At 59.8% G+C, this 25,293-nt stretch carries 33 protein-coding genes; 12 read left to right on the top strand and 21 right to left on the bottom strand.

What is annotated here, in order from left to right; all coding sequences use genetic code 11:
* The first annotated feature begins 39 nt into the window (after positions 1-39).
* On the top strand, positions 40-894 hold the full coding sequence (gene rpoH / locus AABM52_RS28860) for an RNA polymerase sigma factor RpoH (protein WP_007975386.1): 855 nt from the start codon (positions 40-42) through the stop codon (positions 892-894).
* A 93-nt stretch (positions 895-987) separates the two neighbouring features.
* Here rpoH and mtgA read toward each other — a convergent pair whose 3' ends face one another.
* Positions 988-1,710 (bottom strand): monofunctional biosynthetic peptidoglycan transglycosylase, encoded by a 723-nt coding sequence (gene mtgA / locus AABM52_RS28855; protein WP_347909589.1) that lies wholly within the window; start codon positions 1,708-1,710, stop codon positions 988-990.
* Between the two features lie 74 nt (positions 1,711-1,784).
* On the opposite strand from mtgA, the gene AABM52_RS28850 reads away from it, so the two are divergent.
* From AABM52_RS28850 to trmB, 4 genes are all read left to right on the top strand, one after another.
* Positions 1,785-2,156, top strand: coding sequence for a DUF423 domain-containing protein (locus tag AABM52_RS28850; protein ID WP_347909588.1), 372 nt, complete (start codon positions 1,785-1,787; stop codon positions 2,154-2,156).
* A gap of 90 nt (positions 2,157-2,246) precedes the next feature.
* Complete coding sequence (gene thiS / locus AABM52_RS28845) at positions 2,247-2,447, top strand: sulfur carrier protein ThiS (protein ID WP_162184594.1); 201 nt, start codon at positions 2,247-2,249, stop codon at positions 2,445-2,447.
* 60 nt (positions 2,448-2,507) lie between these two features.
* Positions 2,508-3,302 carry a thiazole synthase gene (locus AABM52_RS28840; RefSeq protein ID WP_008051425.1) on the top strand — a complete coding sequence of 265 codons (795 nt, stop codon included), beginning with the start codon at positions 2,508-2,510 and terminating at the stop codon, positions 3,300-3,302.
* 9 nt (positions 3,303-3,311) lie between these two features.
* Entirely contained in the window at positions 3,312-4,037 is a 726-nt protein-coding gene (gene trmB / locus AABM52_RS28835) for a tRNA (guanosine(46)-N7)-methyltransferase TrmB (protein ID WP_008026161.1), read from the top strand.
* A 40-nt stretch (positions 4,038-4,077) separates the two neighbouring features.
* On the opposite strand, the gene AABM52_RS28830 is transcribed toward trmB, so the two are convergent.
* Both AABM52_RS28830 and AABM52_RS28825 read right to left on the bottom strand, forming a co-directional pair.
* Positions 4,078-4,677, bottom strand: a complete 600-nt coding sequence (locus AABM52_RS28830) for a LysE family translocator (RefSeq protein WP_347909587.1) — start codon at positions 4,675-4,677, stop codon at positions 4,078-4,080.
* A 256-nt stretch (positions 4,678-4,933) separates the two neighbouring features.
* Entirely contained in the window at positions 4,934-5,158 is a 225-nt protein-coding gene (locus tag AABM52_RS28825) for a hypothetical protein (RefSeq protein ID WP_347909586.1), read from the bottom strand.
* A 418-nt stretch (positions 5,159-5,576) separates the two neighbouring features.
* Between AABM52_RS28825 and AABM52_RS28820 the strand changes: the two genes are divergently transcribed.
* Positions 5,577-6,029, top strand: coding sequence for an Lrp/AsnC family transcriptional regulator (locus tag AABM52_RS28820; protein ID WP_347909585.1), 453 nt, complete (start codon positions 5,577-5,579; stop codon positions 6,027-6,029).
* Here the strand turns inward: AABM52_RS28820 and AABM52_RS28815 are convergent.
* The 10 genes from AABM52_RS28815 to AABM52_RS28770 form a co-directional block, all read right to left on the bottom strand.
* Positions 6,026-6,349 (bottom strand): DUF3392 domain-containing protein, encoded by a 324-nt coding sequence (locus tag AABM52_RS28815; RefSeq protein ID WP_007987827.1) that lies wholly within the window; start codon positions 6,347-6,349, stop codon positions 6,026-6,028. The two genes, AABM52_RS28820 and AABM52_RS28815, sit on opposite strands and share 4 nt — an antisense overlap.
* 9 nt (positions 6,350-6,358) lie before the next feature.
* Complete coding sequence (hemW, locus tag AABM52_RS28810) at positions 6,359-7,564, bottom strand: radical SAM family heme chaperone HemW (RefSeq protein ID WP_347909584.1); 1,206 nt, start codon at positions 7,562-7,564, stop codon at positions 6,359-6,361.
* Entirely contained in the window at positions 7,561-8,157 is a 597-nt protein-coding gene (gene rdgB / locus AABM52_RS28805; RefSeq protein ID WP_347909583.1) for an RdgB/HAM1 family non-canonical purine NTP pyrophosphatase, read from the bottom strand. Before rdgB ends, hemW begins: the two co-directional genes overlap by 4 nt.
* Positions 8,154-8,588: a DUF4426 domain-containing protein gene (locus tag AABM52_RS28800; RefSeq protein ID WP_347909582.1), complete on the bottom strand. Its 435-nt coding sequence runs from the start codon at positions 8,586-8,588 to the stop codon at positions 8,154-8,156. The genes rdgB and AABM52_RS28800 overlap by 4 nt, the downstream gene beginning before the upstream one ends.
* Before the next feature lie 26 nt (positions 8,589-8,614).
* Positions 8,615-9,235: a methionine biosynthesis protein MetW gene (metW, locus tag AABM52_RS28795; RefSeq protein WP_056726485.1), complete on the bottom strand. Its 621-nt coding sequence runs from the start codon at positions 9,233-9,235 to the stop codon at positions 8,615-8,617.
* 7 nt (positions 9,236-9,242) lie between these two features.
* Positions 9,243-10,382: a homoserine O-acetyltransferase gene (locus AABM52_RS28790; protein WP_008046479.1), complete on the bottom strand. Its 1,140-nt coding sequence runs from the start codon at positions 10,380-10,382 to the stop codon at positions 9,243-9,245.
* A 184-nt stretch (positions 10,383-10,566) separates the two neighbouring features.
* Positions 10,567-10,860 carry a DUF167 domain-containing protein gene (locus tag AABM52_RS28785; RefSeq protein WP_223460576.1) on the bottom strand — a complete coding sequence of 98 codons (294 nt, stop codon included), beginning with the start codon at positions 10,858-10,860 and terminating at the stop codon, positions 10,567-10,569.
* Complete coding sequence (locus tag AABM52_RS28780) at positions 10,860-11,447, bottom strand: YggT family protein (protein WP_347909581.1); 588 nt, start codon at positions 11,445-11,447, stop codon at positions 10,860-10,862. The genes AABM52_RS28785 and AABM52_RS28780 overlap by 1 nt, the downstream gene beginning before the upstream one ends.
* Positions 11,448-11,471: 24 nt before the next feature.
* Positions 11,472-12,290 (bottom strand): pyrroline-5-carboxylate reductase, encoded by an 819-nt coding sequence (gene proC, locus AABM52_RS28775; protein ID WP_347909580.1) that lies wholly within the window; start codon positions 12,288-12,290, stop codon positions 11,472-11,474.
* Positions 12,291-12,325: 35 nt separating this feature from the next.
* Positions 12,326-13,024, bottom strand: coding sequence for a YggS family pyridoxal phosphate-dependent enzyme (locus AABM52_RS28770; RefSeq protein ID WP_347909579.1), 699 nt, complete (start codon positions 13,022-13,024; stop codon positions 12,326-12,328).
* A gap of 56 nt (positions 13,025-13,080) precedes the next feature.
* On the opposite strand from AABM52_RS28770, the gene AABM52_RS28765 reads away from it, so the two are divergent.
* The gene (locus tag AABM52_RS28765) at positions 13,081-14,115 is read left to right on the top strand and encodes a type IV pilus twitching motility protein PilT (protein ID WP_347909578.1); all 1,035 of its coding nucleotides are present in this window, start codon (positions 13,081-13,083) and stop codon (positions 14,113-14,115) included.
* 104 nt (positions 14,116-14,219) lie between these two features.
* Here AABM52_RS28765 and AABM52_RS28760 read toward each other — a convergent pair whose 3' ends face one another.
* Entirely contained in the window at positions 14,220-14,840 is a 621-nt protein-coding gene (locus AABM52_RS28760) for a C40 family peptidase (RefSeq protein WP_347909577.1), read from the bottom strand.
* 251 nt (positions 14,841-15,091) lie between these two features.
* On the opposite strand from AABM52_RS28760, the gene AABM52_RS28755 reads away from it, so the two are divergent.
* The gene (locus tag AABM52_RS28755; RefSeq protein ID WP_347909576.1) at positions 15,092-15,511 is read left to right on the top strand and encodes an NINE protein; all 420 of its coding nucleotides are present in this window, start codon (positions 15,092-15,094) and stop codon (positions 15,509-15,511) included.
* A gap of 91 nt (positions 15,512-15,602) precedes the next feature.
* Here AABM52_RS28755 and AABM52_RS28750 read toward each other — a convergent pair whose 3' ends face one another.
* The 7 genes from AABM52_RS28750 to gshB form a co-directional block, all read right to left on the bottom strand.
* On the bottom strand, positions 15,603-16,874 hold the full coding sequence (locus tag AABM52_RS28750; RefSeq protein WP_347909574.1) for a dihydroorotase: 1,272 nt from the start codon (positions 16,872-16,874) through the stop codon (positions 15,603-15,605).
* Complete coding sequence (locus tag AABM52_RS28745) at positions 16,871-17,875, bottom strand: aspartate carbamoyltransferase catalytic subunit (protein WP_007939362.1); 1,005 nt, start codon at positions 17,873-17,875, stop codon at positions 16,871-16,873. Before AABM52_RS28745 ends, AABM52_RS28750 begins: the two co-directional genes overlap by 4 nt.
* 27 nt (positions 17,876-17,902) lie before the next feature.
* Positions 17,903-18,406: a bifunctional pyr operon transcriptional regulator/uracil phosphoribosyltransferase PyrR gene (gene pyrR / locus AABM52_RS28740; RefSeq protein WP_347909572.1), complete on the bottom strand. Its 504-nt coding sequence runs from the start codon at positions 18,404-18,406 to the stop codon at positions 17,903-17,905.
* Positions 18,407-18,485: 79 nt separating this feature from the next.
* A complete protein-coding gene (gene ruvX, locus AABM52_RS28735) occupies positions 18,486-18,923 on the bottom strand; it encodes a Holliday junction resolvase RuvX (RefSeq protein WP_347909571.1) in 438 nt (145 codons plus the stop codon).
* Positions 18,923-19,495: a YqgE/AlgH family protein gene (locus tag AABM52_RS28730; RefSeq protein WP_046039260.1), complete on the bottom strand. Its 573-nt coding sequence runs from the start codon at positions 19,493-19,495 to the stop codon at positions 18,923-18,925. Before AABM52_RS28730 ends, ruvX begins: the two co-directional genes overlap by 1 nt.
* A gap of 123 nt (positions 19,496-19,618) precedes the next feature.
* Positions 19,619-20,518: an energy transducer TonB gene (locus AABM52_RS28725; RefSeq protein ID WP_347909570.1), complete on the bottom strand. Its 900-nt coding sequence runs from the start codon at positions 20,516-20,518 to the stop codon at positions 19,619-19,621.
* A 64-nt stretch (positions 20,519-20,582) separates the two neighbouring features.
* Positions 20,583-21,536, bottom strand: coding sequence for a glutathione synthase (gene gshB, locus AABM52_RS28720; RefSeq protein ID WP_347909569.1), 954 nt, complete (start codon positions 21,534-21,536; stop codon positions 20,583-20,585).
* Between the two features lie 235 nt (positions 21,537-21,771).
* Here gshB and pilG point away from each other — a divergent pair, with 235 nt between their 5' ends.
* From pilG to AABM52_RS28700, 4 genes are all read left to right on the top strand, one after another.
* Positions 21,772-22,176 carry a twitching motility response regulator PilG gene (gene pilG, locus AABM52_RS28715; protein ID WP_007987791.1) on the top strand — a complete coding sequence of 135 codons (405 nt, stop codon included), beginning with the start codon at positions 21,772-21,774 and terminating at the stop codon, positions 22,174-22,176.
* A 57-nt stretch (positions 22,177-22,233) separates the two neighbouring features.
* Positions 22,234-22,599: a twitching motility response regulator PilH gene (pilH, locus tag AABM52_RS28710; RefSeq protein ID WP_007897961.1), complete on the top strand. Its 366-nt coding sequence runs from the start codon at positions 22,234-22,236 to the stop codon at positions 22,597-22,599.
* 10 nt (positions 22,600-22,609) lie between these two features.
* A complete protein-coding gene (locus AABM52_RS28705; protein WP_347909568.1) occupies positions 22,610-23,149 on the top strand; it encodes a chemotaxis protein CheW in 540 nt (179 codons plus the stop codon).
* Between the two features lie 93 nt (positions 23,150-23,242).
* Entirely contained in the window at positions 23,243-25,276 is a 2,034-nt protein-coding gene (locus tag AABM52_RS28700; protein ID WP_347912702.1) for a methyl-accepting chemotaxis protein, read from the top strand.
* The last annotated feature ends 17 nt before the right edge of the window (positions 25,277-25,293 follow it).

The following is a 25,293-nucleotide window of genomic DNA, read 5'->3' as shown; positions in this document are numbered from 1 at the left end:
GCTGAACTGCACGAGTTTGTAAGTCGGAGGTTTTTTCGTATGACCAATTCTTTGCAACCTGCATATGCTCTGGTCCCGGGTGCGAACCTGGAGGCCTATGTGCACACCGTCAACAGCATTCCATTGCTGTCGCCGGAGCAGGAGCGTGAACTGGCCGAGAGTCTCTATTATGAGCAGGATTTGGGGGCGGCTCGGCAGATGGTGCTCGCCCACCTGCGTTTTGTCGTACATATCGCCCGTAGCTATTCCGGCTACGGCCTGGCTCAGGCTGACCTGATCCAGGAAGGCAATGTCGGCCTGATGAAGGCCGTGAAGCGCTTCAACCCGGAAATGGGCGTGCGCCTGGTGTCCTTTGCCGTGCACTGGATCAAGGCGGAAATCCACGAGTTCATCCTGCGCAACTGGCGCATCGTGAAAGTCGCGACCACCAAGGCCCAGCGCAAGTTGTTCTTCAACCTGCGCAGCCAGAAGAAGCGTCTGGCCTGGCTGAACAACGAGGAAGTCCACCGTGTGGCGGAAAGCCTCGGTGTAGAGCCTCGGGAAGTGCGCGAGATGGAAAGCCGCCTGACTGGCCATGACATGGCCTTCGACCCGGCTGCCGAAGCGGACGACGACAGTGCATTCCAGTCGCCGGCCAACTATCTGGAAGACCACCGGTACGACCCGGCCCGTCAGCTGGAAGATGCGGACTGGAGCGACAACTCCAACCACAACCTGCACGAAGCGCTGGAAGTGCTGGACGACCGCAGCCGTGACATCCTCTACCAGCGCTGGCTGGCGGAAGAAAAAGCCACGCTGCACGACCTGGCGCAGAAGTACAACGTGTCGGCCGAGCGTATTCGCCAGCTCGAGAAGAGCGCGATGAACAAGCTCAAGTTGTCGATCGCTGCGTAACTGGCGAGCAGGCAATAAAAAACGCCCCGGTCATTGATCGGGGCGTTTTTGTTTGTGTCGATGATCCTTGTGCATCACAGGGGATCTTCAGTCTTATTCGGCCCAGGGTGCCCGGCGCGAATCGTTCAGCCCGACCAGATAGCTGTCGCCACCCAGTTGGCTCATCTGTCGCCGAATCCAGCCTGCACGTCGCGCCACGTAGGCGGTCGGATGGCTCGCACTCCACACACGAGGATTGGGCAGTACGGCGGCCAACAAGCTCGATTGCTGACGGCTGAGGTTCTTGGCGCTCACGCCAAAGTGATGCCGGGCCGCCGCTTCAGCGCCAAACACACCGTCATCCCATTCGACACTGTTGAGGTACACCTCAAGAATCCGCTGCTTGGGCCAGAATACTTCGATCAGTCCGGTGAACCAGGCTTCCAGGCCTTTGCGTAGCCAACTGCGGCCAGACCACAGGAACAGGTTTTTCGAGACTTGCTGGCTCAGGGTGCTGGCGCCACGGATCGAACCTCCGCGTTCGTTATGGGCAAACGCCGCCTGAATCGCGCCGATATCGAAGCCCCAGTGCTCCGGGAATTTCTGGTCTTCGCCGGCAATCACCGCGACTTTCAGGTCGTCGGAGATCTCGTCCCAGGGTTTCCAGGTCCGTTGCAGGTCGATGGGTTCGCCGTCAAACCAGGATTCGATCTTGCGCTCGACCATCAGCGTCGTCCCCGGCGGCGGCACCACGCGAAAGATCAGCACCAGCAATATGCTGCCACCCATGAACCAGAGCACGGCCTTGGAGAAATGACGGAAATAGATACGCAGCATAGAGATGGCTTGGCCGAACCCGTTGAGCGGGCCATTATACAGACCCTTTGGATCGAAACTGACTGGAGTTCTGCATGCTGCGTGGCTTTCTGATGCTGGCCGCTTTTTTCGGCTTCACCGGTGTCGGCCTCGGGGCCTTCGCCGCCCATGGCCTGAAGGACCGCCTGAGCGCCGAGTACCTGACGATCTTCCACACCGGCGTCACCTATCAATTGGTTCACGCCCTGGCGTTGCTCGGTATCGCAGCGCTGGCCACGCAAATTCCCGGTCGACTTGCCACCTGGGCTGCTGCGTCGTTTGCCATCGGTATCCTGCTGTTTTCCGGCAGCCTGTATGTGTTGACGCTGACGGGCATCAGCAAGCTCGGCATCATCACCCCGTTCGGTGGCCTGGCCTTCCTGGTAGGCTGGTTTTGCCTCGGACTTGCCGCTTGGCGCCTGAGCTGACTTAACGGTCCATTTCATGACGAATGGCTTGGGTCAGCCTGACTGATCGGGCTAGAATGCCAGCCCCTAAAAATGATGGCGGCATCCGGCATGCGCATTCAGTTGAACGGCGAATCCCTTGAACTGCCCGACGGTGAAACCGTTGCGGCCCTGCTGACCCGTCTGGACCTGACCGGACGCCGGGTGGCGGTCGAACTCAATCTGGATATCGTCCCGCGCAGTCAGCATGCAGACACCGCGTTGAACGACGGCGACAACGTCGAAGTCGTGCACGCCATCGGCGGCGGCTAGCAGCCTCGGCCCAGTGGCCACAGAATTCTGCAAGTACCTCACCCCTACAGAGGATTTCCCATGAGCATCGTTCGCAGCGACAAGCCTTTCGTCCTGGCCGGTCGTACTTACCAGTCGCGTTTGCTGGTCGGTACCGGCAAGTACCGTGACATGGAAGAAACCCGCCTGGCCATCGAAGCCTCGGGTGCCGAGATCGTCACTTTCGCCGTACGCCGCACCAACCTTGGCCAGATCGAGGGCGAGCCGAACCTGCTCGATGTGCTGTCGCCGGATCGCTACACTTTCCTGCCGAACACCGCCGGTTGCTACGACGCCATCGAAGCCGTGCGCACCTGCCGCCTGGCCCGTGAGCTGCTCGATGGCCACAACCTGGTGAAGCTGGAAGTGCTGGCCGACCAGAAAACCCTGTTCCCCAACGTGATCGAAACCCTCAAGGCCGCTGAAACGCTGGTCAAGGAAGGCTTCGACGTGATGGTCTACACCAGTGATGACCCGATCATCGCCCGGCAACTGGCAGAAATCGGCTGTATCGCGGTGATGCCGCTGGCCGGTCTGATCGGCTCCGGCCTGGGGATCTGCAATCCGTACAACCTGCAGATCATCCTCGAAGAAGCCAAAATCCCGGTGCTGGTGGATGCTGGTGTCGGTACTGCTTCCGACGCCACCATCGCCATGGAATTGGGTTGTGATGCGGTGCTGATGAACTCGGCCATCGCCCATGCCCAACAACCGGTCATGATGGCTGAAGCCATGAAACATGCGATCGTCGCAGGTCGCCTGGCCTACCTCGCCGGCCGCATGCCGAAAAAACTCTATGCCAGCGCCTCTTCGCCGCTGGATGGTCTGATCAAGTAAGAGCCATTGATGACTGAATCGAACGACACGCCAATCCAGACGGAAGAAGGCGACGAGCGCCAACACCGCCGCATCAAGAGTTTCGTGATGCGCGCCGGGCGCATGACCGAAGGCCAGCAAAAGGGCCTGGAGCAGGGCACTCCGCTGTTCGTGCTGCCGCTGGCCGACGCGCCGGTGGACTTCGACCAGGTGTTCGGTCGCTCGGCACCGCGCTCGCTGGAAATCGGTTTCGGCATGGGCCACTCGCTGTTGGAAATGGCCGCAGCTTCGCCGGAGCAGGATTTCATTGGCGTCGAGGTTCACCGTCCGGGTGTCGGCGCGCTGCTCAATGGCGTGTTGACGCAAGGCCTGACCAACCTGCGGGTCTACGATTGCGACGCAATCGAAGTGCTCAACCGCTGCGTGGCCGATAACAGCCTTGATCGCCTGATGCTGTTTTTCCCGGATCCGTGGCACAAGAGCCGTCACCACAAGCGTCGTATCGTTCAGGCGTCCTTCGCTGAGCTGGTGCGCAGCAAGTTGAAGGTCGGCGGCATTCTGCACATGGCCACTGACTGGGAACCGTACGCCGAGTACATGCTGGAAGTGATGAACGTTGCGCCGGGTTACCGCAACCTCGCCGAAGACGGTAAGTGCGTGCCGCGCCCGGCCGAGCGCCCGATCACCAAGTTCGAGCGCCGTGGCGAACGTCTTGGGCATGGCGTGTGGGATTTGAAGTTCGAGAAGCAGTCTTAATGTTCGGGAGCGGCTTGTTCGCTCCCGAGCTGTTTGAATCTCAGAGCAACAGAGACCAGGCAACGCTGGATATCATCAACATGGCAAAGCTAATGTTGAGTGCTCGATTCCAGCGTGGCCGGATAAAAAATCGCCTTAAATGATTGCCGGAACAAAGCCAAAGAAAATCAAACGTAATACAGATCCCCAGACAGCCAGCAATCTTGAATGCCAAATCCCATGATTGTGGTAGTCCCAGCGGGAATCCTCCCAGCAGTGCTGCAAAGACTGCATATGCTTTTATATTGGTAACGCCAATAATAAATCCCGCATTCCATCGTGGTGCTGCGACCGTTGTTGTGCTGGTGATAGGTGGTGTTCGAGCAATCGACCACGCGAGCAGCACAATGTAAGCAGCCGATATCAGTCCCAGCCCCGCAGCAAGGATTGGAATCTTCTGAATCAGTAGAAAGATCCCTGACGCCACCAAACTAATTGAAATCGCGAGCCCTGCCATGATTCCGGAATAAAACATGAGCGATCGCTTGAGTCCGTAAGCTGCGCCACTGGCCGCCAGAGCCATTGTCGCGGGGCCTGGGCTTGCAAGCAAGGCAGAGGCTGTTATCAAAAAAGAAACTGCTGAATCTGTCAAAAAACTCATGAGGAAAACCTTTGTGACGGCTTCAATGAGTGTCTGCGTCGTGGCAGAAATATAGTGTTCGGAAGTCTTTCATAAACTTGACCCCATCTTGGGTGGCTGTAGTAAGCATCGGGGAAATAAGGTTGACGTATTGATGGTCGAGTCAGCAGTAATTGCGATTCATAGTATCTTTAACTAAGTCTGTTATCGTCGCTAATGAACTCGCTCGCTACAGTAGTAATGCTATCGCTGTTTCAGAGCGTGAGATCGTACTCAGTCAGGAAAAATCAAAATGAACAAGGCCAGGTGCGCTCTTAATCAGCGTCAGTCGCTCTGGGTGCTCGATCATTTCTGCTTTTGCGAAGGTAATGCGAGTCTTTGCGCGAGCTGCGAGGCGTGCGAAACCCTTACGATCGGATGACTCGAAATTTAAAGAGTTAAGGCTTATATTTGCGCCGGCCGAGATAAGCGAAATAACTTCAAGAGTGCTAATTTTTTCCATGGGAGTAATTCCTGTTTGATAAAATCTCTACAGTGTGGTGCGTGTGTTTTTTCAGCTAAAAGTAACTAGGGTAGTATTTGATAAGTTTGTTTCGTGATTTGCGGATCGAGAAGCTAATAAGTTTTGAATTTGCATTGTGGGTTTCAAAGCCCAGCGTCATGATTGTCTAAGTGTTTTAATGTTTTATGGCGATTCCGAGGCGAACTTTGGAGACTATAGGTGTGTAGATTTTTGTAATTTTAATTTTAGTTATTACATTTTATTACTTGATTTTCTGTTTGTGTGGTTGAATTCTATTAAGTCGATTGCCTGTTTTGTAAGTGTATGAGTAGAGTCGTCGACGTGCTATGAGTTTGATTGTCGGGCGACAAGATTAACGATTACCCCTTCGTAGACCTGTTTTCAGAAGGCCAATAATGTGAAAAACCTTATTAAAAAAGGCTCTGTGCTTGACCCACTCGACAAGACCATCATCACCGCACTGAACGTTAACGCCAGGCTGTCGGTGAAGGCGTTGAGCCGACAGGTCGGCCTTTCGGCACCCAGTTGTGGAGAGCGGCTCAGACATTTGGAGAGGACGGTAATCAAGGGTTACTGCGTCGATGTCGATCCCGAGGTGGTCGGGTACCTTCTGCAGACGATTGTTCGAATGCGCTCCAATCCCGGTCAGATGCCAATGGTTGAGCAGCTACTGAGGGACACGGGGGAGTGCGTCACCTTTTACAAGGTGACGGGGGATGATGATTTTGTGTGTGTGATGTATCTGCGCTCAGTCGACCATCTTGATGAACTGCTGAGCCGCTTTGCACCATTGGCTGCAACTCACACGTCGTTGATCAAAGCGATGGAGCGCAAGTTGCCGCAACTTTAGCGGCGGTCAGCGACTACGCCAATCAACACCAGCACCACCAGCAACACCGGTGCCAGGCTGTAGTTGTTGAACTGGCTCAAGCCGCGCACGACCCACGGTGTGGCGTAGATCAGTGCCGCGCCGCTGCCGATCATGCACAGCAGGGACATCAGCGGCACGCGCAAGGCGCCGGCGATGCTGCCCAGGCGCTGCTCGACCCAGCCTTTGAAATCCGCACCGAACAGCACCAGCAGGCAGCCCACCAGGGCCAGGGCGATTTCCGAGAGGTTGCTGCGGCTCCAGCGAGACACGGTGGCAAGCAGGTCGAGTACCAAATCCATTCGATTTCCTTATGTCAGAAATTTCTGCAGCAAGTCGTTGAGGAAGAGTTGTCCGCGCTCGGTGGCTACCAGACGTGACGGTTCGACCTGCAACAGGCCGCTTTGTTCGGCTTCACGGCGGCCTTCAGCAAGGCTTTCCAGCGTCATGCCGGTACGTTCCGGGTACAGCCGCGATTCGACGCCTTCAGTCAGGCGCAGCGCGTTCATCAGGAATTCGAACGGCATTTCATCGTTGCCCAGCGCTTTCTCGCCAGCCAGGAAGCTCTTCGCCGGATTCAGGTAATCCTTCGGCAGGCGGGTCTTCCAGGTGCGAATGATGCGCCCGTCCGGATGGCTGAGCTTGCCATGGGCGCCGGCACCGATGCCAATGAAGTCGCCAAAACTCCAGTAATTGAGGTTGTGGCGCGCCGGGCGACCGGGCAGGGCGTAGGCCGAGACTTCGTATTGCGCGTAACCATGTTCAGCCAGCAGCGCTTGCCCGGCTTCCTGGATGTCCCACAGGGTGTCGTCTTCTGGCAGCGTCGGCGGCTGGTTCCAGAACACGGTGTTCGGTTCCAGGGTCAGTTGATACCACGACAGGTGTGTCGGTTTCAGGGCGATGGCTGTGCGCAGGTCCGCCAAGGCATCGTCCAGGGACTGATTCGGCAAGCCATGCATCAAGTCCAGGTTGAAGTTGTCGAACCCGGCCTGCCGCGCCATGCCGGCGGCACGTACGGCTTCGTCACCGTTGTGAATCCGCCCCAGGGCCTCGAGCTTTTCTTGCTGAAAACTCTGGATGCCGATCGACAGGCGATTGATCCCAAGTTTCCGGTACGCGACGAACTTGTCTTGCTCGAACGTCCCCGGATTGGCTTCCAGCGTGATTTCGATGTCGCTGGCAAACGGGATGCGCTGTTCGACGCCTTTGAGCAAGCGACCCAGCGATTCAGCGCTGAACAGGCTTGGCGTGCCGCCACCAAAGAAAATCGAGCTCAGCTCACGACCGTAAACGGCGTGCAGGTCCTGATCGAGATCGGCGAGCAATGCGTCGACGTACTCTTCTTCCGGCAGCACGGGGCTGGCGGTGTGGGAGTTGAAGTCGCAATAGGGGCATTTGCGCACGCACCACGGGATGTGGATATACAGCGCCAGAGGCGGCAGCACAGGCAGGGCGGCCCGAGGCGATTGAGCATCGCCGCCGAAGATCAGCGGCGACGCGGATGATTCACGGGTCATTTCAGGCCCAGACGCTGGCGCAGCAGATCCATTGCGCGGGCGCGGTGGCTGATCTGGTTCTTGTCGCCAGGGCTCAGCTCGGCGCTGGAGCAATCGCGCTCCGGCACCCAGAACAGCGGATCGTAGCCAAAACCGTGTTCGCCGCTGGCCTGGGTCAGGATGCGCCCGTGCCACAAACCTTCGCAGAGGATCGGCAACGGATCATCGGCGTGGCGCACCAGTGCCAGCACGCACACGAACTGCGCACCGCGTTCGACTTCAGGCACGTCTTTCAACACGTCGAGCAGCTTGGCGTTGTTCGCCGCATCGCCCTTGCCGTCGGCATAACGCGCCGAGTAGATACCTGGCGCGCCGCCGAGGAAATCCACCGCCAGCCCGGAATCGTCGGCCAGCGCCGGCAGACCGGAAATGCGCGCGGCATTGCGGGCCTTGAGGATGGCGTTCTCGACGAACGACAAACCAGTCTCTTCAGGTTCGACACTGCTGAACTCGCCGATCGAGCGCAGGTGCACCGACTCGCCGAGCATGGCCTGGAGTTCCTTGAGTTTGCCGGCGTTATGGCTGGCCAGTACGAGTTGCGTGAAATTGATCATTGGCCAGGGAAGAGCTCTTGGTTGAAATTGATGGAGTTGATCTTGTCGCCGGTCTGCACCTTGATGTCGAAGGTGCGGACTTCCTGCTGGGGTACCGGGTATTGGGCGATGTAGTAGATCGCTCCTTGCTCGGTGACCTGCTTGAAGTTCAGTGTGTAGCTTTGGCTGGTCAGGTCTTTGACGGTGCCACTGACCTCGGCCGTCATCGGCGTGCCGGCCTTGATCACCGTAATGTTGATCACGCCCTGATCCTTGCTACGGGTCAGTTGGGCGGCCTTGGCAACGTCCGGTAGCAGGTAGGTGGAGTTGAAGGTGTTGTAGTGCACCGTCACGTCACCGAAGGTTTCCTTGCGTTCGCTCTTGATGGCGTCGGCGGCCATGGCGGTGACGCTTAGGCAGGCAGTGAGTAGAAACAACGCTAGACGACCCATGATCGTTCTCCTTGAAATAGGGTGGATCAGACTGCGACTTTATGGTCGGAAAGTCCCGGACTGCTGACGCGGTAGATTCCGATCTCACCTAACAGATTAGGCCATAGCTTGCTGGCCCACCCGTGCCGATGCTGTTGATCCACGGCCAGCCGATCAATGACCTTCGCTTCACGTTCGCGACACAAGGCTTCAAAGTCGGCGAAGGTGCAGAAGTGAATGTTCGGCGTGTTGTACCAGGTGTAGGGCAGGAACTCGGAAACCGGCATGCGGCCCTTGCTCGCCAGGTACCAGCGGCAGCGCCAGTGACCGAAATTCGGGAAAGTGATGATGCACTGACGGCCGACCCGCAGCATTTCCTCGAGGATCCTGTCCGGGTAGTGCACCGCTTGCAGCGCCTGGGTCATGACCACGACGTCGAAACTGTTGCTGGCAAAGTTGCCCAGGCCTTTGTCCAGGTCCTGTTCGATGACATTGATGCCCTTGGCCACGCACTCGGCGATGTTGTCGGCGTCGTTTTCCAGGCCATAGCCGGTGACTTGCTTGTTGTCGCGCAGCCAGGTCAGCAGTTCGCCATCGCCGCACCCGAGGTCGAGCACGCGGCTGCCGGCGGGGATCCATTCCTGGATGATTTCCAGATCAGCTCTCATGGCTTTCTCACAACGTAATGCGGTTCATGTAATTGCCGAATGCCTGCAGGTAGCGCGGGATCGGAATCAGGAAGGCGTCGTGGCCTTGCGGAGCGTCGATCTCGAGGTAGCAGACGTCCTTGCGCGCGGCCATAAGCGCGTCCACCAGCTCCCGCGAGCGGGCAGGGGAGAAGCGCCAGTCGGTGGTGAACGACATCACGCAGAACTTGGCTTTTGCACCTTCAAAGGTTTTGGCCAGGTTATCGTCGAAGTTCGCCGCCGGATCGAAGTAATCGAGCGCTTTGGTCATCAACAGGTACGTGTTGGCGTCGAAGCGCCCGGAGAACTCTTCGCCCTGATAGCGCAGGTAGCTTTCCACCTGGAACTCGACGCTGTGGAAGTCGTAGTTGAGCTTCTCGCTCTTGAGCCCGCGGCCGAATTTCTCGCCCATGGAATCGTCGGACAGGTAGGTGATGTGCCCGACCATCCGCGCCAGCATCAGGCCGCGCTTGGGGATCACGTTGTGTTCCTGGAACGAACCACCGTGGAATTCCGGGTCGGTGAGGATCGCCTGGCGCGCCACTTCGTTGAACGCGATGTTCTGTGCCGACAGCTTGGGTGCCGAGGCGATGGCCAGACAGTGACGAATGCGGTCTGGGTAGGTGATGCTCCATTGCATCGCCTGCATGCCGCCGAGGCTGCCGCCGATCACGGCCGCGAACTGGGCGATACCGAGGCGATCCGCCAGGCGTGCCTGGCTGTGCACCCAGTCTTCGACGGTCAATACCGGAAAGTCGGCGCCGAACGGCTTGCCAGTGTCCGGGTTGATGCTGCTCGGGCCGGTGGAACCGTTGCAGCCGCCGAGGTTGTTCAGGCTGACCACGAAGAACTTGCTGGTGTCGATCGGCTTGCCGGGACCGATGCAGCTGTCCCACCAACCGGGTTTGCGGTCGTCGGCGCTGTGGTAGCCGGCGGCGTGGTGGTGACCGGACAGGGCGTGGCAGATCAGCACGGCGTTGCTCGCCGTGGCGTTGAGCGTGCCGTAGGTTTCGTAAATCAGGTCATAGGCCGGGAGCGAACGTCCGCAGGCCAACGCCAGGGGTTCGCTGAAGTGCGCCACTTGCGGCGTCACCAGACCAACAGAATCGGGGGGAAAGGCAGCTGGCATCGACCCTGCTCTCATTGAAATGAGGCGTAAGTCTAAAGACCGCTGGGGTTAGCGGCAAGCAAAGGCCGGGCCTGATTTCATTCACTAAGATTGCGGTATGCCATTCGCGAGCAAGCCCGCTCCCACATTGGAATGCGTTCCTCTGTGGGAGCGGGCTTGCTCGCGAAGGCAGCGCCTCGGTATATCAGTTTTGTCGCGTCAATCCAGGCAAGTCCGGCAACTTCTTCGGCGAACAGATTCGCACCCGTTTCTGCCGGTTCAACTCGCCGCTGATCAGGCTGACCTGGCTCTTGGACACGCCAAAGGCCTTGGCCAGAAACGCCATCAAATACGCGTTGGCCTTGCCCTCGACCGGCGGCGCGGTCAGGCGGATCTTCAGGCGATCGCCGTGCAGCCCGCAGAAATCATCACTGCGGGCTGCCGGTTGCAGGTGACACTCCAGAATCAGGTCGTCACCGTCCCAGCGGAAGTAGCTCATCAGATCAGGCCGAGCAGACCCTGTGGCATGAAGGCATAGTACGCAAGGCGCGGGATCAGCCAGCTTTGCAGCAACTGGATCACGATGAACGCGAAGATCGGCGAAATATCGAGGCCGCCCAGGTTCGGGATGATGCGGCGGAACGGGGCGAGTACCGGTTCAGTAATCTGCGCGACCAGCTCAGCCCCCGGGTTGTGGCTGCCCGGGGCAACCCAGGAGAGAATCACGCTGATGATCATCGCGTAGAACAGCACATTCAAAAACAACGAGAATAGGGCGATCACCGCCCATGGCACCATCAGCAACCAGTTAACCTCGAAGCCTTTGAGCGTGAGGATGACCGCCATCAGCAGTATCTGCACGATCAGTGCCAGCACCAGCGACGACATGTCTAGCCCGAACATGCTCGGGATGACCCGGCGCAGTGGCTTGAGCAGAGGTTGGGTGGCTTTGACGATGAACTGGCAGAGCGGGTTGTAAAAATTCGCCCGAACCAGTTGCAGGATGAAGCGCAACAGTACAATCAGCAGATAAAGGCTGCCCAAGGTTTTAATGATGAAAACGGCAGCATCGTTGAGTCCTAGCATTATTGAGTCCTTTTTAAGAGCTGATTAGCGGCCAAGTTGCTCAGCCATCTCGGCCGAGCGATGCGCGGCAGCGCCGAGTGCCTTTTCGACCAGGACTTCGAAGTCATTGGCCTGGAACGACTTGATTGCAGCTTCCGTGGTGCCCGCAGGCGAAGTGACGCGGCGGCGCAACTCGGCGGCGTCGACGTCGCTGGAGACCGCCATGTGGGCGGCGCCCAGTGCGGTTTGCAAGGTCAGTTGTGCGGCGATGTCCGCCGGCAAGCCGAGCTTCACGCCGGCGGCGGTCATGGCTTCGATCAGCAGGAAGAAATACGCCGGTCCCGAGCCGGAAACGGCGGTGACGGCATCCAGTTGCTGCTCTTCATTCAGCCAAAGGGCGATGCCGACCGCGGACAGCAGCTCCTGGGCCTGCTGACGCTGTTCGGCTGACACTTCGGCTGTTGCGAACAGGCCGCTCGCACCCTGACGCACCAACGCCGGGGTGTTGGGCATGCAGCGCACGATCGGCTGGGCGCCGAGCCAGTTGTTCATGCTGGCGCAGGTGATGCCCGCGGCAATCGAAACCACCAGTTGATCGGGCTTGAGGCTTGGGCGAATGGCTTCGCACACGGCTTTCATCGCCTGGGGTTTGACTGCCAGCACTACCACGTCGGCACCGTCGATGGCCTGGGCGTTGTCGGCAAAGGTTTCGATGCCATGTTCAGCACTCACGCGGGCGCGGGTTTCTTCGCCCGGATCGCTGGCGCAGATCTGCGCCGCTTCCAGACCCTTGGCCCGCAGGCCGCCGATCAGGCTGGCGGCCATGTTGCCGGCACCGATAAAGGCAATACGCGTCTTGCTCATGTCAGGTCCTTATAAAGAGAAGAGTCAGCCATGCCTCATGGCTGGCCATGCATTTGTGAAGAGCCGCGAGCGCCGAACAGGGCCGTACCAATACGCACCCAAGTGGCGCCTTGGGCGATGGCCGATTCGAGATCGTGGCTCATGCCCATGGAAAGTGTGTCGAGCGGCAGGTTCAGGCTGGCTTGCAGGCTTTGCACGGCAGCGAAAGCGGCATCCTGGGCGGCGCGATCTTCCGTAGGCTCCGGGATTGCCATCAGCCCGCGCAGTTTCAGGCGCGGCAGGTCGCTGATGGCGTTGGCCAGGGCTGGCAGGTCGGCCGGGGCGCAGCCGGATTTGCTGGCTTCACCGCTGACATTGACCTGAATGCAGATGTTCAGGGGCGGCAAATCGGCGGGACGTTGCTCGGACAGGCGTTGTGCGATTTTCAGGCGATCCACGGAATGCACCCAGTCGAAGTGCTCGGCGATAGCACGAGTCTTGTTCGATTGAATGGGGCCGATGAAGTGCCAGATCAAGGGCAGGTCGGCCAGTTCCAGTTGCTTGCCCAGCGCTTCCTGCAGGTAGTTCTCGCCAAAGTCGCGCAGGCCGGCGGCGTAGGCTTCACGCAGGTCCTGAGCGGGTTTGGTCTTGCTCACAGCCAGCAACCGGACGCTGTTTTCGGCGCGGTTCGCGGCGAGTGTTGCGGCGTTTATGCGCGAACTAACCTGAAGAATGTTGTCTGCTATGGTGGACATCAAGAGGCGCCAGCGGTCTGAAGGTTCGCGGCATTCTACTGGAATTGAGAGGCGCTATGGATATCACTGAACTGCTGGCATTCAGCGCCAAACAGGGGGCATCCGACCTGCACCTGTCCGCCGGCCTGCCGCCGATGATTCGCGTCGACGGTGATGTGCGGCGCATCAATCTGCCGGCCCTGGATCACCAGCAGGTGCAGGCGCTGATCCATGCCATCATGAATGACGCCCAGCGGGTGGATTTCGAAAAGCATCTGGAAACCGACTTTTCCTTTGAAGTGCCCGGCTTGGCGCGCTTTCGAGTCAATGTGTTCAATCAGAACCGTGGCGCGGGTGCGGTGTTTCGCACCATCCCGGCAAAAGTGCAGAGCATGGAAGAACTGGGCATGGGCGACGTGTTCCGCAAGATGACCGACGCTCCCCGTGGCCTGGTGCTGGTGACCGGCCCGACCGGTTCCGGCAAATCCACCACGCTGGCGGCGATGATCGATTACCTGAACACCCATCGCCATCACCACATCCTCACCATCGAAGACCCCATCGAGTTCGTTCACGAGTCGCGCAAATGCCTGATCAATCAGCGTGAAGTCCATCGCGATACCCGAAGTTTCGCCACCGCCTTGCGTTCGGCACTGCGGGAAGACCCGGATGTGATCCTGGTGGGGGAGCTGCGCGACCTGGAGACCATTCGCCTGGCATTGACCGCCGCCGAAACCGGCCATCTGGTGTTCGGCACACTGCACACCACATCGGCGGCGAAAACCATCGACCGGGTGGTCGACGTGTTTCCGGGGGACGAGAAGTCGATGGTGCGCTCGATGCTCTCCGAGTCGCTGCTGGCGGTGGTATCCCAGACCCTGGTGAAGAAAATCGGCGGCGGACGCATCGCGGCCCACGAGATCATGCTGGGGACATCGGCGATCCGTAACCTGATCCGCGAGGACAAGGTGGCGCAGATGTACTCGGCGATTCAGTCGGGAGGGTCGTTGGGGATGCAGACGCTGGATATGAGCTTGAAGGACCTGGTGACCAAGGGGTTGGTCAGTCGTGACCATGCGCGGGAGAAGGCGCGGTCACCGGATGGTTTTTGATGGCCTTGAAAGCAAAAGATCGCAGCCTTCGGCAGCGCCTACACAGGAATATGCGATTCCATGTAGGCGCTGCCGAAGGCTGCGATCCTTTGATCTTGCTTCAATCAGCGCTGAACAACCCGCAACTGATTCGGCTCTTTCGGCAGAACCCGCTTGGCAACCACGTAGTGGTTTTCCCAGTACGGTTTCTTCAAGGTATCGATGGACACCGATTTGCCGCGGCGTGGCGCGTGGATGAAACGGTCGTTGCCCAAGTAAATGGCAACGTGATTGACCCGACGGCTCTTGATGTTGAAGAAAATCAGGTCGCCCGGCTTCAGGTCGTCGCGATCGACTTTCTCCCCATGACCGCTGGCCATGGCGTTGGAGGTGCGTGGCAGGTCGAACGTGGCGTCGTTGAACGCGTATTTCACCAGGCCGCTGCAATCGAAGCCTTTGCTTGGGCTGCTGCCGCCCCAACGATAGGGAGTGCCAAGGACGTTCACGGCGCGGCTCAGCACGTCGCTGCTTTCCTTGGTGCCCATCGGTGGAACCAGGCCGTTTTTGCTGCTGGCCAGGCTTGGAGCATATTTAGCGGATTTATTGTCTTTGCTCGAAGGAGCAGAGGCATGGGATTTCGGGGTGTAACCATTAACGTTTGGAAGACGTTGCTCACGATTGGTGGCGTGGGCGGCCAGTGGCATCAAAAGGCAAATGGTTAGCCATGTCTTGAAAAATGAACGCATTAGGCAAGGCTCTTAATAAGTTAGCGCGCAACTTTATAACAGCTTTTTTGCCGCTTCCGAGGCCGTTGGTCGATTCAATCCGGGGGGCAATGGTGGCAAAAAAGCGGCAAAATGGCGCAATTGTCGGACAGGAGTCTTGTGTTACAAGGCTTTGACAGGTGTGAAGGTAGCACTTGCCATACGTCGGGTGCCTGTAAAAAAGTCACAAAGAATTAAAGAATATTTATCTATCGCGTGAATCGAGGTCATTCATGAACCCCTATCAACAGGCTGTCCAGCAACAAGACACCCACAGCAAAGTAATCGGTTACCTGCTGTGGATTTTCGGTTTTACCGGCGCTCACCGCTTCTATTACGGCAAGCCGGTGACCGGGACGATCTGGTTCTTCACCTTCGGCTTGCTGGGGATCGGTTGGCTGATCGACCTTTTCCTGATCCCGGCAATGGATCGCGAGGCTGACCTGCGGTTTACCGCGGGCCCGATCGAATACAACGTGGCGTGGATCCTGCTGACGTTTCTCGGGGTGTTCGGTGTGCACCGGATGTATCAGGGGAAATGGATCAGTGGGTTGTTGTACCTGCTGACGGGCGGGTTGTTCTTTATTGGCGTGCTGTATGACTTCTGGACGTTGAATGACCAGGTTTCTGTGCGTAACGCGCAGAGTCGATAAGCGAAGAGCGAAAGATCGCAGCCTGCGGCAGCTCCTACACGGGAATATGCATTTCCCTGTAGGAGCTGCCGCAGGCTGCGATCTTTTGTTTTTAAGCCTGGTGGCTAATGCGTCCATCCACCAGGGTGTAACGCACCACCCCCGGCAGGCTGTGGCCAATGAACGGGCAGTTTTCGCCCTTGGACAGCCAGGTTTCACCTGCCACGGTCGAGGCCGCCGGGTCGAACAGTACGATGTCCGCCGCGCCACCCACCGCCAGTTTTCCTGCCGGCAGGCGCAAGGCTTCGGCAGGGCCGGCGCTCAGGCGCTTGAGCAGTGTCGGCAGGTCCAGCAAGCCGTCTTCGACCAGGGTCATTGCCAGTGGCAGCAGCAGTTCAACGCTGCTGATGCCCGGCTCGGTCGCGCCGAACGGTGCCAGTTTGGCGTCACGCTCATGGGGTTGGTGATGGCTGGAGATGGCCGAGATCACGCCGGATTTCACCGCTGCGCGCAGGCCCTCGCGGTCGGCGCGGGTGCGTAGCGGCGGCTGGACGTGATACAGGCTGCTGAAGCCGATCAGGGCTTCGTCGGTCAGGATCAACTGGTACAGGGCGACATCCGCGGTCACCTTCAAGCCCCGGGCCTGGGCCTGGGCGATCAGCTCCACGCCGCGTGCGCTGGTGAGCTGGCTGAAGTGCGCGCGCACGCCGGTCTGTTCAACCAGCAACAGATCCCGGGCCAGGGCGACGGTCTCGGCGCTTTCCGGAATGCCCGGCAAGCCCAGGAAGCTGGCGGTCGGCCCTTCGTGAGCCAGGCCACCTTCGGCCAGGTCGTAATCCTGGGAGTTGAAAATCACCGTCAGGTCGAAAGTCGCTGCGTAGTCCAGTGCCCGGCACAGGGTGCGGGTGTTGCGGAAACTCTCCAGGCCGTTGCCGAAGGCCACGCAACCGGCATCGCGCAGTGCCACGAGCTCGGCCAACTGTTCACCTTCCAGGCCTTTGCTCAGGGCGCCAATCGGGAAGACTTTGGTGTTGCCGGCCTCACGGGCGCGGTCGAGGATCAGTTCGGCCACCGCCGAGGTGTCCAGCACCGGTTTGGTCTTTGGCGGGCAGCACAGGCTGGTCACGCCGCCAGCCGCTGCCGCGCGGGTTTCGCTGACAATCGAGCCTTTGCGGCTGTAACCCGGCTCGCGCAGGGCAACATTGAGGTCGACCAGGCCGGGAGCGGCCACCAGGCCTTTGGCGTCGATGGTGTCGACGGCGACAAAACCGGCTGGCGCAGCGCCAAGGGCGACGACTTTGCAGGCTTCAATGTGGATATCGGTCACTTGATCCAGGCCAGTGGCCGGATCGATCACGCGGGCACCGAGAATGCTGAGCTTCACTGGGCGTTCTCCTGCTCGAATTGGCGTTGCGCAGTCTGCCCGCTCATGGCCATGGACAGTACCGCCATACGAATGGCGATCCCGTAGGTCACCTGGTTGAGGATCACCGAGTGCGGGCCGTCGGCCACCGCCGACTCGATTTCCACGCCACGGTTGATCGGCCCCGGGTGCATCACGATGGCATCGGGTTTGGCGCCGGCAAGGCGCGCGGTGGTCAGGCCGAACAAGCGATAGAACTCGCCCTCGCTCGGTAACAGGCCGCCGGTCATGCGTTCACGCTGCAGGCGCAACATGATCACCACGTCGACGTCCTTCAGGCCTTCGGTCATGTCGGTGTAGACCTTCACGCCGTATTGCTCGATGCCGATCGGCAGCAGGGTTTTCGGCGCAATCACGCGGATATCCGGGCAACCGAGGGTTTTCAGGGCCAGCATGTTCGAGCGCGCGACCCGCGAGTGCAGGATATCGCCGACGATGGCCACCGAAAGGTTTTCGAAACCGCCCTTGTGCCGGCGAATGGTCAGCATGTCGAGCATGCCCTGGGTCGGGTGTGCGTGCCGGCCGTCGCCGCCGTTGATGATCGCCACTTGTGGGCAGACATGTTCGGCGATGAAGTGCGCGGCACCCGAATCACCGTGGCGCACGACGAACATGTCGGCGGCCATGGCTTCCAGGTTGCGCAGGGTGTCGAGCAGGGTTTCGCCCTTGCTCGCCGACGACGTGGACACGTTGAGGGTGATCACGTCCGCCGAGAGCCGCTGGGCCGCCAGCTCGAAGGTGGTGCGGGTGCGGGTCGAGTTCTCGAAGAACACGTTGCACACGGTCTTGCCGCGCAGCAGCGGGACTTTCTTCACGGCCCGGGCGCCGACTTCAAGGAAGGAGTCGGCGGTGTCGAGGATTTCCGTCAGCAGCTCCCGGCGCAAACCGTCGAGCGAGAGGAAATGGCGCAGCTGGCCCTGATCATTGAGCTGCAGCGGGCGCTTGGTTTCTAGAGGCGTCATCGCGAGGGGGACTCTCAATAGGGCGAATTAAAGGGCGAGGTCTTGCAGTTCGAGTGCAAGCTCCGGGCCGGACAGCTTCACCCGTTCGTGGGCCGCCAGCGACAGGGTCGCGCCAACCACGTTCGGGCGGATCGGCAGTTCGCCGGCGTCCAGGTCCAGCAGGCACACCAGCGTCACGCTGGCCGGGCGGCCGTAGTCGAACAGTTCGTTCATGGCGGCGCGGATGGTCCGGCCGCTCATCAGCACGTCGTCGATCAGCACGAGGTGCTGGCCTTCGATCTCGAACGGCAGCGCCGAAGGGCGAACCTGTGGGTGCAGGCCGTTCTGGCTGAAATCGTCGCGGTAGAAGGACACGTCCAGGGTGCCGAGGGGCTCATTGCTGCCCAGCTCCTTGAGCAGGGCCTGGGCCACCCATACGCCGCCGGTACGGATGCCGATGAAGCGCGGGTCGCTGATGCCTCGTTTGGCCAGATAGGCGTCAAGTCGGGTCGCCATCTGGCTGATCAGTTCGACGGGATTGGGCAGGCTCATGGTTGCTCCTTCTTGGGTCCGAGCCAGCCTGTGCGGGAAGTGGCTCGGGTTGTAGCTAAGAGAGACGCACAGCGGCTCTTCAGGATTCAAACAGTGCGGTGTTTTCGTCGAGCCAGCCTTGCAGCAGCAGGGCGGCGGCGATGGCGTCGACCGGGTTGTCGCGGTAACTGCCCTTTTGTCCGCCGCGATCACGTCGCTCGCCTTTGGCTTCAAAGGTGGTCAGGCGTTCATCGTGGGTATAGAAGGGCAGGTTGAAGCGGCCGTTCAGGCGCCGGGCGAACTTTTCCGCGCGGGCGCACATGTCGCTGGGTGTACCGTCCATGTTCAACGGCAGGCCGACCACCACGGCATCGGGTTTCCACTCTTTGATGAGGGCTTCGACCTGGTTCCAGTCGGGAATGCCGTTCTGCGCCTTCAGGGTGCACAGCTCGCGAGCCTGGCCAGTAATCACCTGGCCGACCGCAACACCGATCTGTTTGGTGCCGTAGTCAAAACCCAGGATCAGCTTCAGGGCCATCAGGCGTGCCCCGCCTGGCTGGTCAGCAGGCTGAGGTTGACGCCCAGGTGCTTGGCTGCCGCTTCCAGGCGCAGTTCGCTGCTGGTGTTGAACAGGATGTCGGCGTCGAACGGGCAGTTCAGCCAGGCGTTCTGCGCCAGTTCGGCTTCAAGTTGCCCGGCTTCCCAACCGGCGTAGCCGAGGGCAATCAGGCTTTTCGCCGGGCCGACGCCGTCAGCGATGGCGAACAGCACGTCCTGGGAGGTCGACAGGGCCAACTCATCTTCCAGATCAACGGTCGCCTGGAAGCTCAGACCCTTGGGGTGAAGGACGAAACCGCGATCGGTCTGCACCGGGCCACCGATGAAGATCGGGACATGCTGGCAGAGCGCTGGCGGTTCGATTTCCGGGCGCAATTGCTCAAGGATATCGGCCAGGTTCAGATCTTGCGGACGGTTGACCACCAGCCCCATGGCGCCATTGGCCGTGTGCTCGACGATGTAGGTCAAGGTGTGCGCAAAGTTCGGGTCGGCCATGTGCGGCATGGCGATCAGGAATTGATGCTTGAGGTAGCTGGGGCTGACGTTTTTCATGACCGCTAGTGTGGCGTTCGAGGGGCGAACTGACAAGCTTGAACGAGCCAAAAGATCGCAGCCTTCGGCAGCTCCTACAGGGGAATGTGTAGATCTGTAGGAGCCGCCGAAGGCTGCGATCTTTTAATTACTGGACAACCGATCCCCACGGGCAAACTTCCAGGTGCGGATGATCTCCAGCCGGTCGATATCCGACAAATCCCCGGTAAACGGTGCAAACGGCGCCGCCAGCCGGACGATCCGTTGCGCCGCCTGATCCAGCAGCGGTTGCCCGGAAGACTCCAGCACCAGCACTTCATACAGCGAACCGTCGCGGTTGATCGACACCATCAGGCGCAAATTGCCGTAGATCTGTTTGCGCCGCGCTTCGTCGGGGTAGTTGAGGTTGCCGATGCGCTCGACTTTCTTGCGCCATTCGTCCTTGTACCAAGCGCCCTTGTCGCGCATGGTCGAGGCCGCGCTCAAGCGATGAATGCGCGGGCGCTTGGCGTACAGCTGTTGTTCGGCGGCCAGTTCCGCTTCGAGGCTGGCGATGTCGCTGGACAGTTGCTCACTGTCGAACGTCGGCGCCTGGACCTGGGGCTTGATCTCGGTCTTGGGCTCCTCGGTCTTGGCGGGGGCTTTTTTCGGCTTCGGCGCCACGGTGGTCACGGCAGCCTTGGGCGGAGCTTCCTGAGTTTCAGGCTTGGCGGCCGGTGGTGGCGTGACCTTTTGCACCTTGTTGTCCTGGAACGGCGCGACCTCGGTGGTCTTGGGAATCGCCTTTTTATCCAGGGTGCCGCTGCCTTGCTGATTCTCCTGGGCCAGGAAATCGGCTTTCTCGGGCTTTTTTTCGCTCTTGAAGGTGGCGAGGGTGATTTCCAGGGTTTTGCTGATCTGCTTGGGCTCGACCACTGCAAACCCGACACCCAACAGCAAGGCCAGGTGGATCAGCGCCGCCAGAAACAGGGTAAAACCGAGGCGATCGGCCGGGCGCACGCCACGATGGGCGAGTTCGACAGGCAGATCGGACGGGAGGGTCATGACAAAAAAACCAACATCGCGTTTTCACAGGCCGCGCATGATAACGCAATGTTGGTTTGGCTAATCAACGTGCCTTGAGCTTCTGATCGATGGCGTCCATCAGTAGGCCGCCGATGTCGGTGCCAAACGCGTTATCGATTTCGCGAATGCAGGTCGGGCTGGTGACGTTGATTTCGGTCAGGTGCTCGCCGATCACGTCCAGGCCAACGAACAGCAGGCCTTTTTCACGCAGGGTCGGGCCGACTTGCGCGGCGATCCAGCGGTCCTTGTCGGTCAGCGGGCGGGCTTCGCCACGGCCACCGGCGGCCAGGTTGCCGCGGGTTTCGCCTTGGGCCGGAATCCGCGCCAGGCAATAATCCACAGGCTCGCCATCGATCATCAGGATGCGCTTGTCGCCGTCCTTGATTGCCGGCAGGTAGGCCTGGCCCATGATCTGCTGGGCGCCGAGGGCGGTCAGGGTTTCGAGGATCACCGACAGGTTCGGATCGCCCGCACGGTGACGGAAAATCGACGTGCCGCCCATGCCGTCCAGCGGCTTGAGGATTACGTCGCCGTGTTTGGCGGCGAACTCACGCAACACGTCGGCGCGGCGGCTGACCACGGTCGGCGGCGTGCACTGCGGGAACAGCGTGGCGAACAGCTTCTCGTTGCAGTCGCGCAGGCTTTGCGGCTTGTTGACCACCAGCACGCCAGCGCGCTCGGCCTGTTCCAACAAATAAGTGGAGTAGACGAACTCCATGTCGAACGGCGGATCCTTGCGCATCAGGATCACATCCAGATCGCTCAGCAGCGCATCGCTTTCGGCGCCCAGTTCGAACCATTTTTCCGGGTTGGCGAAAACCTGCAGCGGACGCATCCGGGCGCGAGCCTGGCCTTCGCCCTGATACAGGTCGCGCTGTTCCATATAGAACAGCTCCCAGCCACGCTTCTGCGCGGCCAGCAGCATGGCCAGCGAGCTATCCTTTTTATAGGAAATGCTGGCGATAGGGTCCATGACAATCCCGACGCGAACGCTCATTGGGTTTTCCTCGAAAATTGGCTACCGGATCGGTATGAAAAAAGTGGCGTCAGAGTGGCTCTGAGTGCGTTCCCGGTCAAGGAAAAACCACCTTGCGGGTCGGCCGATAGATTGGTTCTGGAGACTGTGCTAAAAAGACTGCCAAGTCGTGCTGGCCCTTGAGCTTCAAGGGTTTCGAGCCGCGTTAACCGGCAAACGGACAATTTGTTTCGCAAAGGCGACGGTAGAGCATTTTATGGAACAGCACCCCAGCGCCTTGAAGGTCATGGTGATCGACGATTCGAAGACGATCCGTCGCACCGCCGAAACGCTGCTCAAGAACGTGGGTTGTGAGGTCATCACGGCCATCGACGGTTTTGATGCCCTGGCCAAGATTGCCGACAACCACCCCGGCATCATCTTTGTCGACATCATGATGCCGCGCCTGGATGGCTATCAGACCTGCGCCCTGATCAAGAACAACAGCGCGTTCAAGTCCACGCCGGTGATTATGCTGTCGTCCAAGGACGGGCTGTTCGACAAGGCCAAGGGGCGCATCGTCGGCTCCGACCAGTTTTTGACCAAGCCGTTCAGCAAGGAAGAATTGCTTGATGCGATCCAGGCCCATGTTCCTGGCTTCGCCGCCGTTTTGCCGCAGTAGGACACGCACAGTGACGCTCGGCTATCGGGCCAGGCGTCGACAAGAATGGGGAAGACCATGGCACGTATTCTGATCGTCGATGATTCGCCGACCGAAATGTACAAACTGACCGGCATGCTGGAAAAGCACGGTCATGAAGTGTTGAAAGCCGAAAACGGCGCCGACGGCGTGGCCCTGGCCCGCCAGGAAAAGCCCGATGCGGTCCTGATGGACATCGTCATGCCCGGCCTCAACGGCTTCCAGGCGACCCGCCAGCTGACCAAAGACCCGGAAACCGGACACATCCCGGTGATCATCATCACCACCAAGGATCAGGAAACCGACAAGGTCTGGGGCACGCGCCAGGGCGCCAAGGACTACCTGACCAAGCCGGTCGATGAAGACACCCTGATCAAAACCCTGAACAACGTGCTGGCCGGTTGATCGTCAGGCCATGAACGAGGCGCTGACGGCTTTCGAACTTCTGCTGCAGATCGACCAGCGCTGTCGTCTGCTGGCGGCGAACTTGCCGTCCCAGCCGACCCGGCGGGACAGCTGGAGCGGCATCGGTTTTCGCCTGGGCGAGCACTGGTATGTTGCACCCATGAGCGAAATCAGCGAAGTCTTGCACGAGCCGCGCTCCACTCAGCTACCGGGAGTCAAACCCTGGGTCAAGGGTGTCGCCAACCTGCGCGGGCGTTTGCTGCCAGTCATGGATTTGTGCGGCTTCTTCGGGCACGAGCTTTCGGCGGTGCGCCGACAGCGACGGGTGTTGGTGGTGGAACATGAAGAGGTGTTTGCCGGGTTGCTGGTCGATGAAGTCTTTGGCCTCCAGCACTTTGCCCAGGAAAGCCTGGAGCCGGTGCCGGCAGACGAGTTGAAGGGCCCGGTGGCGGCGTTCGTCAAAGGCCGGTTTCAGCGCGAGCAGTGCTGGCAGGTGTTCAGCCCGTTTGCGTTGACACAGTCCCAGGGGTTCATGAACGTCGCGGTGTAAGCGCAACAACAGAGATCCAATGTGGGTCTTGGGTAAGCGCAGAAGTTGGTTGACAGGCGAGGACCGATGATAAAAGCAAAAGCAGGCAAGCCAATGGAAGGGTCGCGCAGCCGGTCGCAGATTATCGTGCTGTTCATCGCGCTGATCGTCTTCATCATGCTGCTGTTCGCCAACTTCGCGTACCTCAACACCCAGGCTATCTACGACAAACAGTACATCGGCCACGCCGGCGAACTGCGCGTGCTGTCCCAGCGTATTGCCAAGAACGCCACCGAAGCCGCCGCCGGCAAGGCTGCCGCGTTCAAGTTGCTCAGTGATGCGCGCAACGATTTTGCCCAGCGTTGGGGTTATCTGAAGAAGGGTGACCCGGCCACTGGCCTGCCGCCAGCCCCTGCCACCGTGCGTCCAGAGATGCGCGCGGTGCAGCAGGACTGGGAGCGCCTGCTGAAAAACACCGATGCGATTCTCTCCAGCGAACAAACCGTACTGTCGCTGCATCAGGTCGCTGCGACCCTGGCCGAAACCGTGCCGCAGTTGCAGGTCGAGTACGAAAAAGTCGTCGAGATACTCCTGCAGCGGGGCGCCCCGGCGGCCCAGGTGGCCATGGCCCAGCGGCAGTCGCTGCTGGCCGAACGGATCCTCGGCGCGGTCAACACGGTGTTGGCCGGCGACGAAAATTCGCAGCAGGCCGCCGATGCGTTCGGGCGTGATGCGACGCAGTTCGGCAAGGTGCTCAACGGCATGCTCCAGGGCGACCCGGCGCTCAAGGTCAGCCAGGTCGAAGACCACGACGCCCGTGCGCGACTCGCGGAAATTTCCGAGCTGTTCGAGTTCGTCTCGGGCTCGGTGGACGAGATCCTCGAAACCTCGCCGGAACTGTTCAAGGTTCGCGAATCGGCCTCGAACATTTTCAGCCTGTCGCAAACCCTGCTCGACGAAGCCTCACACCTGGCCAGCGGTTTCGAAAACATGGTCGGCGGGCGCACCACCGACACCATAGGCGGCTATGTGCTGGGCTTGTTGGCGCTGGCTTCGATCATCCTGATCGGCATGGTGATGGTGCGTGAAACCAATCGTCAGTTGCGCGAAACCGCCGAGAAAAACGAGCGTAACCAGAACGCGATCATGCGCTTGCTCGACGAAATCGAAGACCTGGCCGACGGCGACCTCACGGTGACCGCCTCGGTGACCGAAGACTTTACCGGCACCATCGCCGACTCGATCAATTACTCCGTCGACCAGTTGCGCGATCTGGTCGCGACCATCAACCTCACCGCTGGCCAGGTCGCCGCCGCCGTGCAGGAAACCCAGGCCACCGCCATGCACCTGGCCCAGGCGTCGGAACATCAGGCCCAGCAGATTTCCGAGGCCTCCATGGCGATCAACGACATGGCCGAGTCCATCGACCAGGTGTCAGCCAACGCGGCGGAATCTTCGGCGGTTGCCGAACGCTCGGTGGAAATCGCCAACAAGGGCAACGAGGTGGTGCACAACACCATTCACGGCATGGACAACATTCGCGAGCAGATTCAGGACACCGCCAAACGCATCAAGCGCCTGGGCGAGTCCTCACAGGAAATCGGCGACATTGTCAGCCTGATCGATGACATTGCCGACCAGACCAACATCCTGGCCCTCAACGCGGCCATCCAGGCGTCCATGGCCGGTGACGCCGGCCGCGGTTTCGCCGTGGTCGCCGATGAAGTGCAGCGTCTGGCCGAGCGCTCGTCCGCCGCTACCCGGCAGATCGAAACCCTGGTGCGGGCGATCCAGACCGATACCAACGAAGCGGTCATCTCCATGGAGCAGACGACGACTGAAGTGGTGCGCGGCGCTCGTCTGGCGCAGGATGCCGGTGTGGCCCTGGAAGAAATCGAAGGCGTCTCCAAGACGCTCGCGGCGTTGATCCAGAGCATTTCCAATGCGGCGCAACAGCAGACGTCGTCGGCCGGTCAGATTTCCCTGACGATGAACGTGATCCAGCAGATCACCTCGCAGACGTCGTCGGGTTCCACCGCCACGGCCGACAGCATCGGTAACCTGGCGAAAATGGCCAGTCAGTTGCGTCGCTCGGTGTCCGGTTTCACCTTGCCGGATGCCAAGGCGCAGGTTGTGGACAAAGCTTGAACCGCCCATGGGTATCT

This window comes from Pseudomonas grandcourensis (assembly GCF_039909015.1).
In the GTDB taxonomy this organism is placed as follows: domain Bacteria; phylum Pseudomonadota; class Gammaproteobacteria; order Pseudomonadales; family Pseudomonadaceae; genus Aquipseudomonas; species Aquipseudomonas grandcourensis.
This window is presented reverse-complemented; position numbering and strand designations above follow the sequence as displayed.

What these genes read in the sequence shown, in the direction of transcription:
- AABM52_RS28830 (WP_347909587.1), bottom strand. Translation starts at nt 4,677, where the DNA reads ATGAGTTTTTTGACAGATTCAGCAGTTTCTTTTTTGATAACAGCCTCT.
- AABM52_RS28840 (WP_008051425.1), top strand. Translation starts at nt 2,508, where the DNA reads ATGAGCATCGTTCGCAGCGACAAGCCTTTCGTCCTGGCCGGTCGTACT.
- AABM52_RS28850 (WP_347909588.1), top strand. Translation starts at nt 1,785, where the DNA reads ATGCTGCGTGGCTTTCTGATGCTGGCCGCTTTTTTCGGCTTCACCGGT.
- trmB (WP_008026161.1), top strand. Translation starts at nt 3,312, where the DNA reads ATGACTGAATCGAACGACACGCCAATCCAGACGGAAGAAGGCGACGAG.
- AABM52_RS28780 (WP_347909581.1), bottom strand. Translation starts at nt 11,447, where the DNA reads ATGCTAGGACTCAACGATGCTGCCGTTTTCATCATTAAAACCTTGGGC.
- AABM52_RS28700 (WP_347912702.1), top strand. Translation starts at nt 23,243, where the DNA reads ATGGAAGGGTCGCGCAGCCGGTCGCAGATTATCGTGCTGTTCATCGCG.
- AABM52_RS28815 (WP_007987827.1), bottom strand. Translation starts at nt 6,349, where the DNA reads ATGGATTTGGTACTCGACCTGCTTGCCACCGTGTCTCGCTGGAGCCGC.
- pilG (WP_007987791.1), top strand. Translation starts at nt 21,772, where the DNA reads ATGGAACAGCACCCCAGCGCCTTGAAGGTCATGGTGATCGACGATTCG.
- AABM52_RS28825 (WP_347909586.1), bottom strand. Translation starts at nt 5,158, where the DNA reads ATGGAAAAAATTAGCACTCTTGAAGTTATTTCGCTTATCTCGGCCGGC.
- gshB (WP_347909569.1), bottom strand. Translation starts at nt 21,536, where the DNA reads ATGAGCGTTCGCGTCGGGATTGTCATGGACCCTATCGCCAGCATTTCC.
- AABM52_RS28770 (WP_347909579.1), bottom strand. Translation starts at nt 13,024, where the DNA reads ATGTCCACCATAGCAGACAACATTCTTCAGGTTAGTTCGCGCATAAAC.
- proC (WP_347909580.1), bottom strand. Translation starts at nt 12,290, where the DNA reads ATGAGCAAGACGCGTATTGCCTTTATCGGTGCCGGCAACATGGCCGCC.
- pilH (WP_007897961.1), top strand. Translation starts at nt 22,234, where the DNA reads ATGGCACGTATTCTGATCGTCGATGATTCGCCGACCGAAATGTACAAA.
- AABM52_RS28800 (WP_347909582.1), bottom strand. Translation starts at nt 8,588, where the DNA reads ATGGGTCGTCTAGCGTTGTTTCTACTCACTGCCTGCCTAAGCGTCACC.
- thiS (WP_162184594.1), top strand. Translation starts at nt 2,247, where the DNA reads ATGCGCATTCAGTTGAACGGCGAATCCCTTGAACTGCCCGACGGTGAA.
- hemW (WP_347909584.1), bottom strand. Translation starts at nt 7,564, where the DNA reads ATGACCCGTGAATCATCCGCGTCGCCGCTGATCTTCGGCGGCGATGCT.
- mtgA (WP_347909589.1), bottom strand. Translation starts at nt 1,710, where the DNA reads ATGCTGCGTATCTATTTCCGTCATTTCTCCAAGGCCGTGCTCTGGTTC.
- AABM52_RS28730 (WP_046039260.1), bottom strand. Translation starts at nt 19,495, where the DNA reads ATGAAAAACGTCAGCCCCAGCTACCTCAAGCATCAATTCCTGATCGCC.
- AABM52_RS28790 (WP_008046479.1), bottom strand. Translation starts at nt 10,382, where the DNA reads ATGCCAGCTGCCTTTCCCCCCGATTCTGTTGGTCTGGTGACGCCGCAA.
- rpoH (WP_007975386.1), top strand. Translation starts at nt 40, where the DNA reads ATGACCAATTCTTTGCAACCTGCATATGCTCTGGTCCCGGGTGCGAAC.
- AABM52_RS28745 (WP_007939362.1), bottom strand. Translation starts at nt 17,875, where the DNA reads ATGACGCCTCTAGAAACCAAGCGCCCGCTGCAGCTCAATGATCAGGGC.
- AABM52_RS28755 (WP_347909576.1), top strand. Translation starts at nt 15,092, where the DNA reads ATGAACCCCTATCAACAGGCTGTCCAGCAACAAGACACCCACAGCAAA.
- ruvX (WP_347909571.1), bottom strand. Translation starts at nt 18,923, where the DNA reads ATGGCCCTGAAGCTGATCCTGGGTTTTGACTACGGCACCAAACAGATC.
- AABM52_RS28760 (WP_347909577.1), bottom strand. Translation starts at nt 14,840, where the DNA reads ATGCGTTCATTTTTCAAGACATGGCTAACCATTTGCCTTTTGATGCCA.
- rdgB (WP_347909583.1), bottom strand. Translation starts at nt 8,157, where the DNA reads ATGATCAATTTCACGCAACTCGTACTGGCCAGCCATAACGCCGGCAAA.
- pyrR (WP_347909572.1), bottom strand. Translation starts at nt 18,406, where the DNA reads ATGAGCCTGCCCAATCCCGTCGAACTGATCAGCCAGATGGCGACCCGA.
- AABM52_RS28705 (WP_347909568.1), top strand. Translation starts at nt 22,610, where the DNA reads ATGAACGAGGCGCTGACGGCTTTCGAACTTCTGCTGCAGATCGACCAG.
- AABM52_RS28785 (WP_223460576.1), bottom strand. Translation starts at nt 10,860, where the DNA reads ATGAGCTACTTCCGCTGGGACGGTGACGACCTGATTCTGGAGTGTCAC.
- AABM52_RS28725 (WP_347909570.1), bottom strand. Translation starts at nt 20,518, where the DNA reads ATGACCCTCCCGTCCGATCTGCCTGTCGAACTCGCCCATCGTGGCGTG.
- metW (WP_056726485.1), bottom strand. Translation starts at nt 9,235, where the DNA reads ATGAGAGCTGATCTGGAAATCATCCAGGAATGGATCCCCGCCGGCAGC.
- AABM52_RS28765 (WP_347909578.1), top strand. Translation starts at nt 13,081, where the DNA reads ATGGATATCACTGAACTGCTGGCATTCAGCGCCAAACAGGGGGCATCC.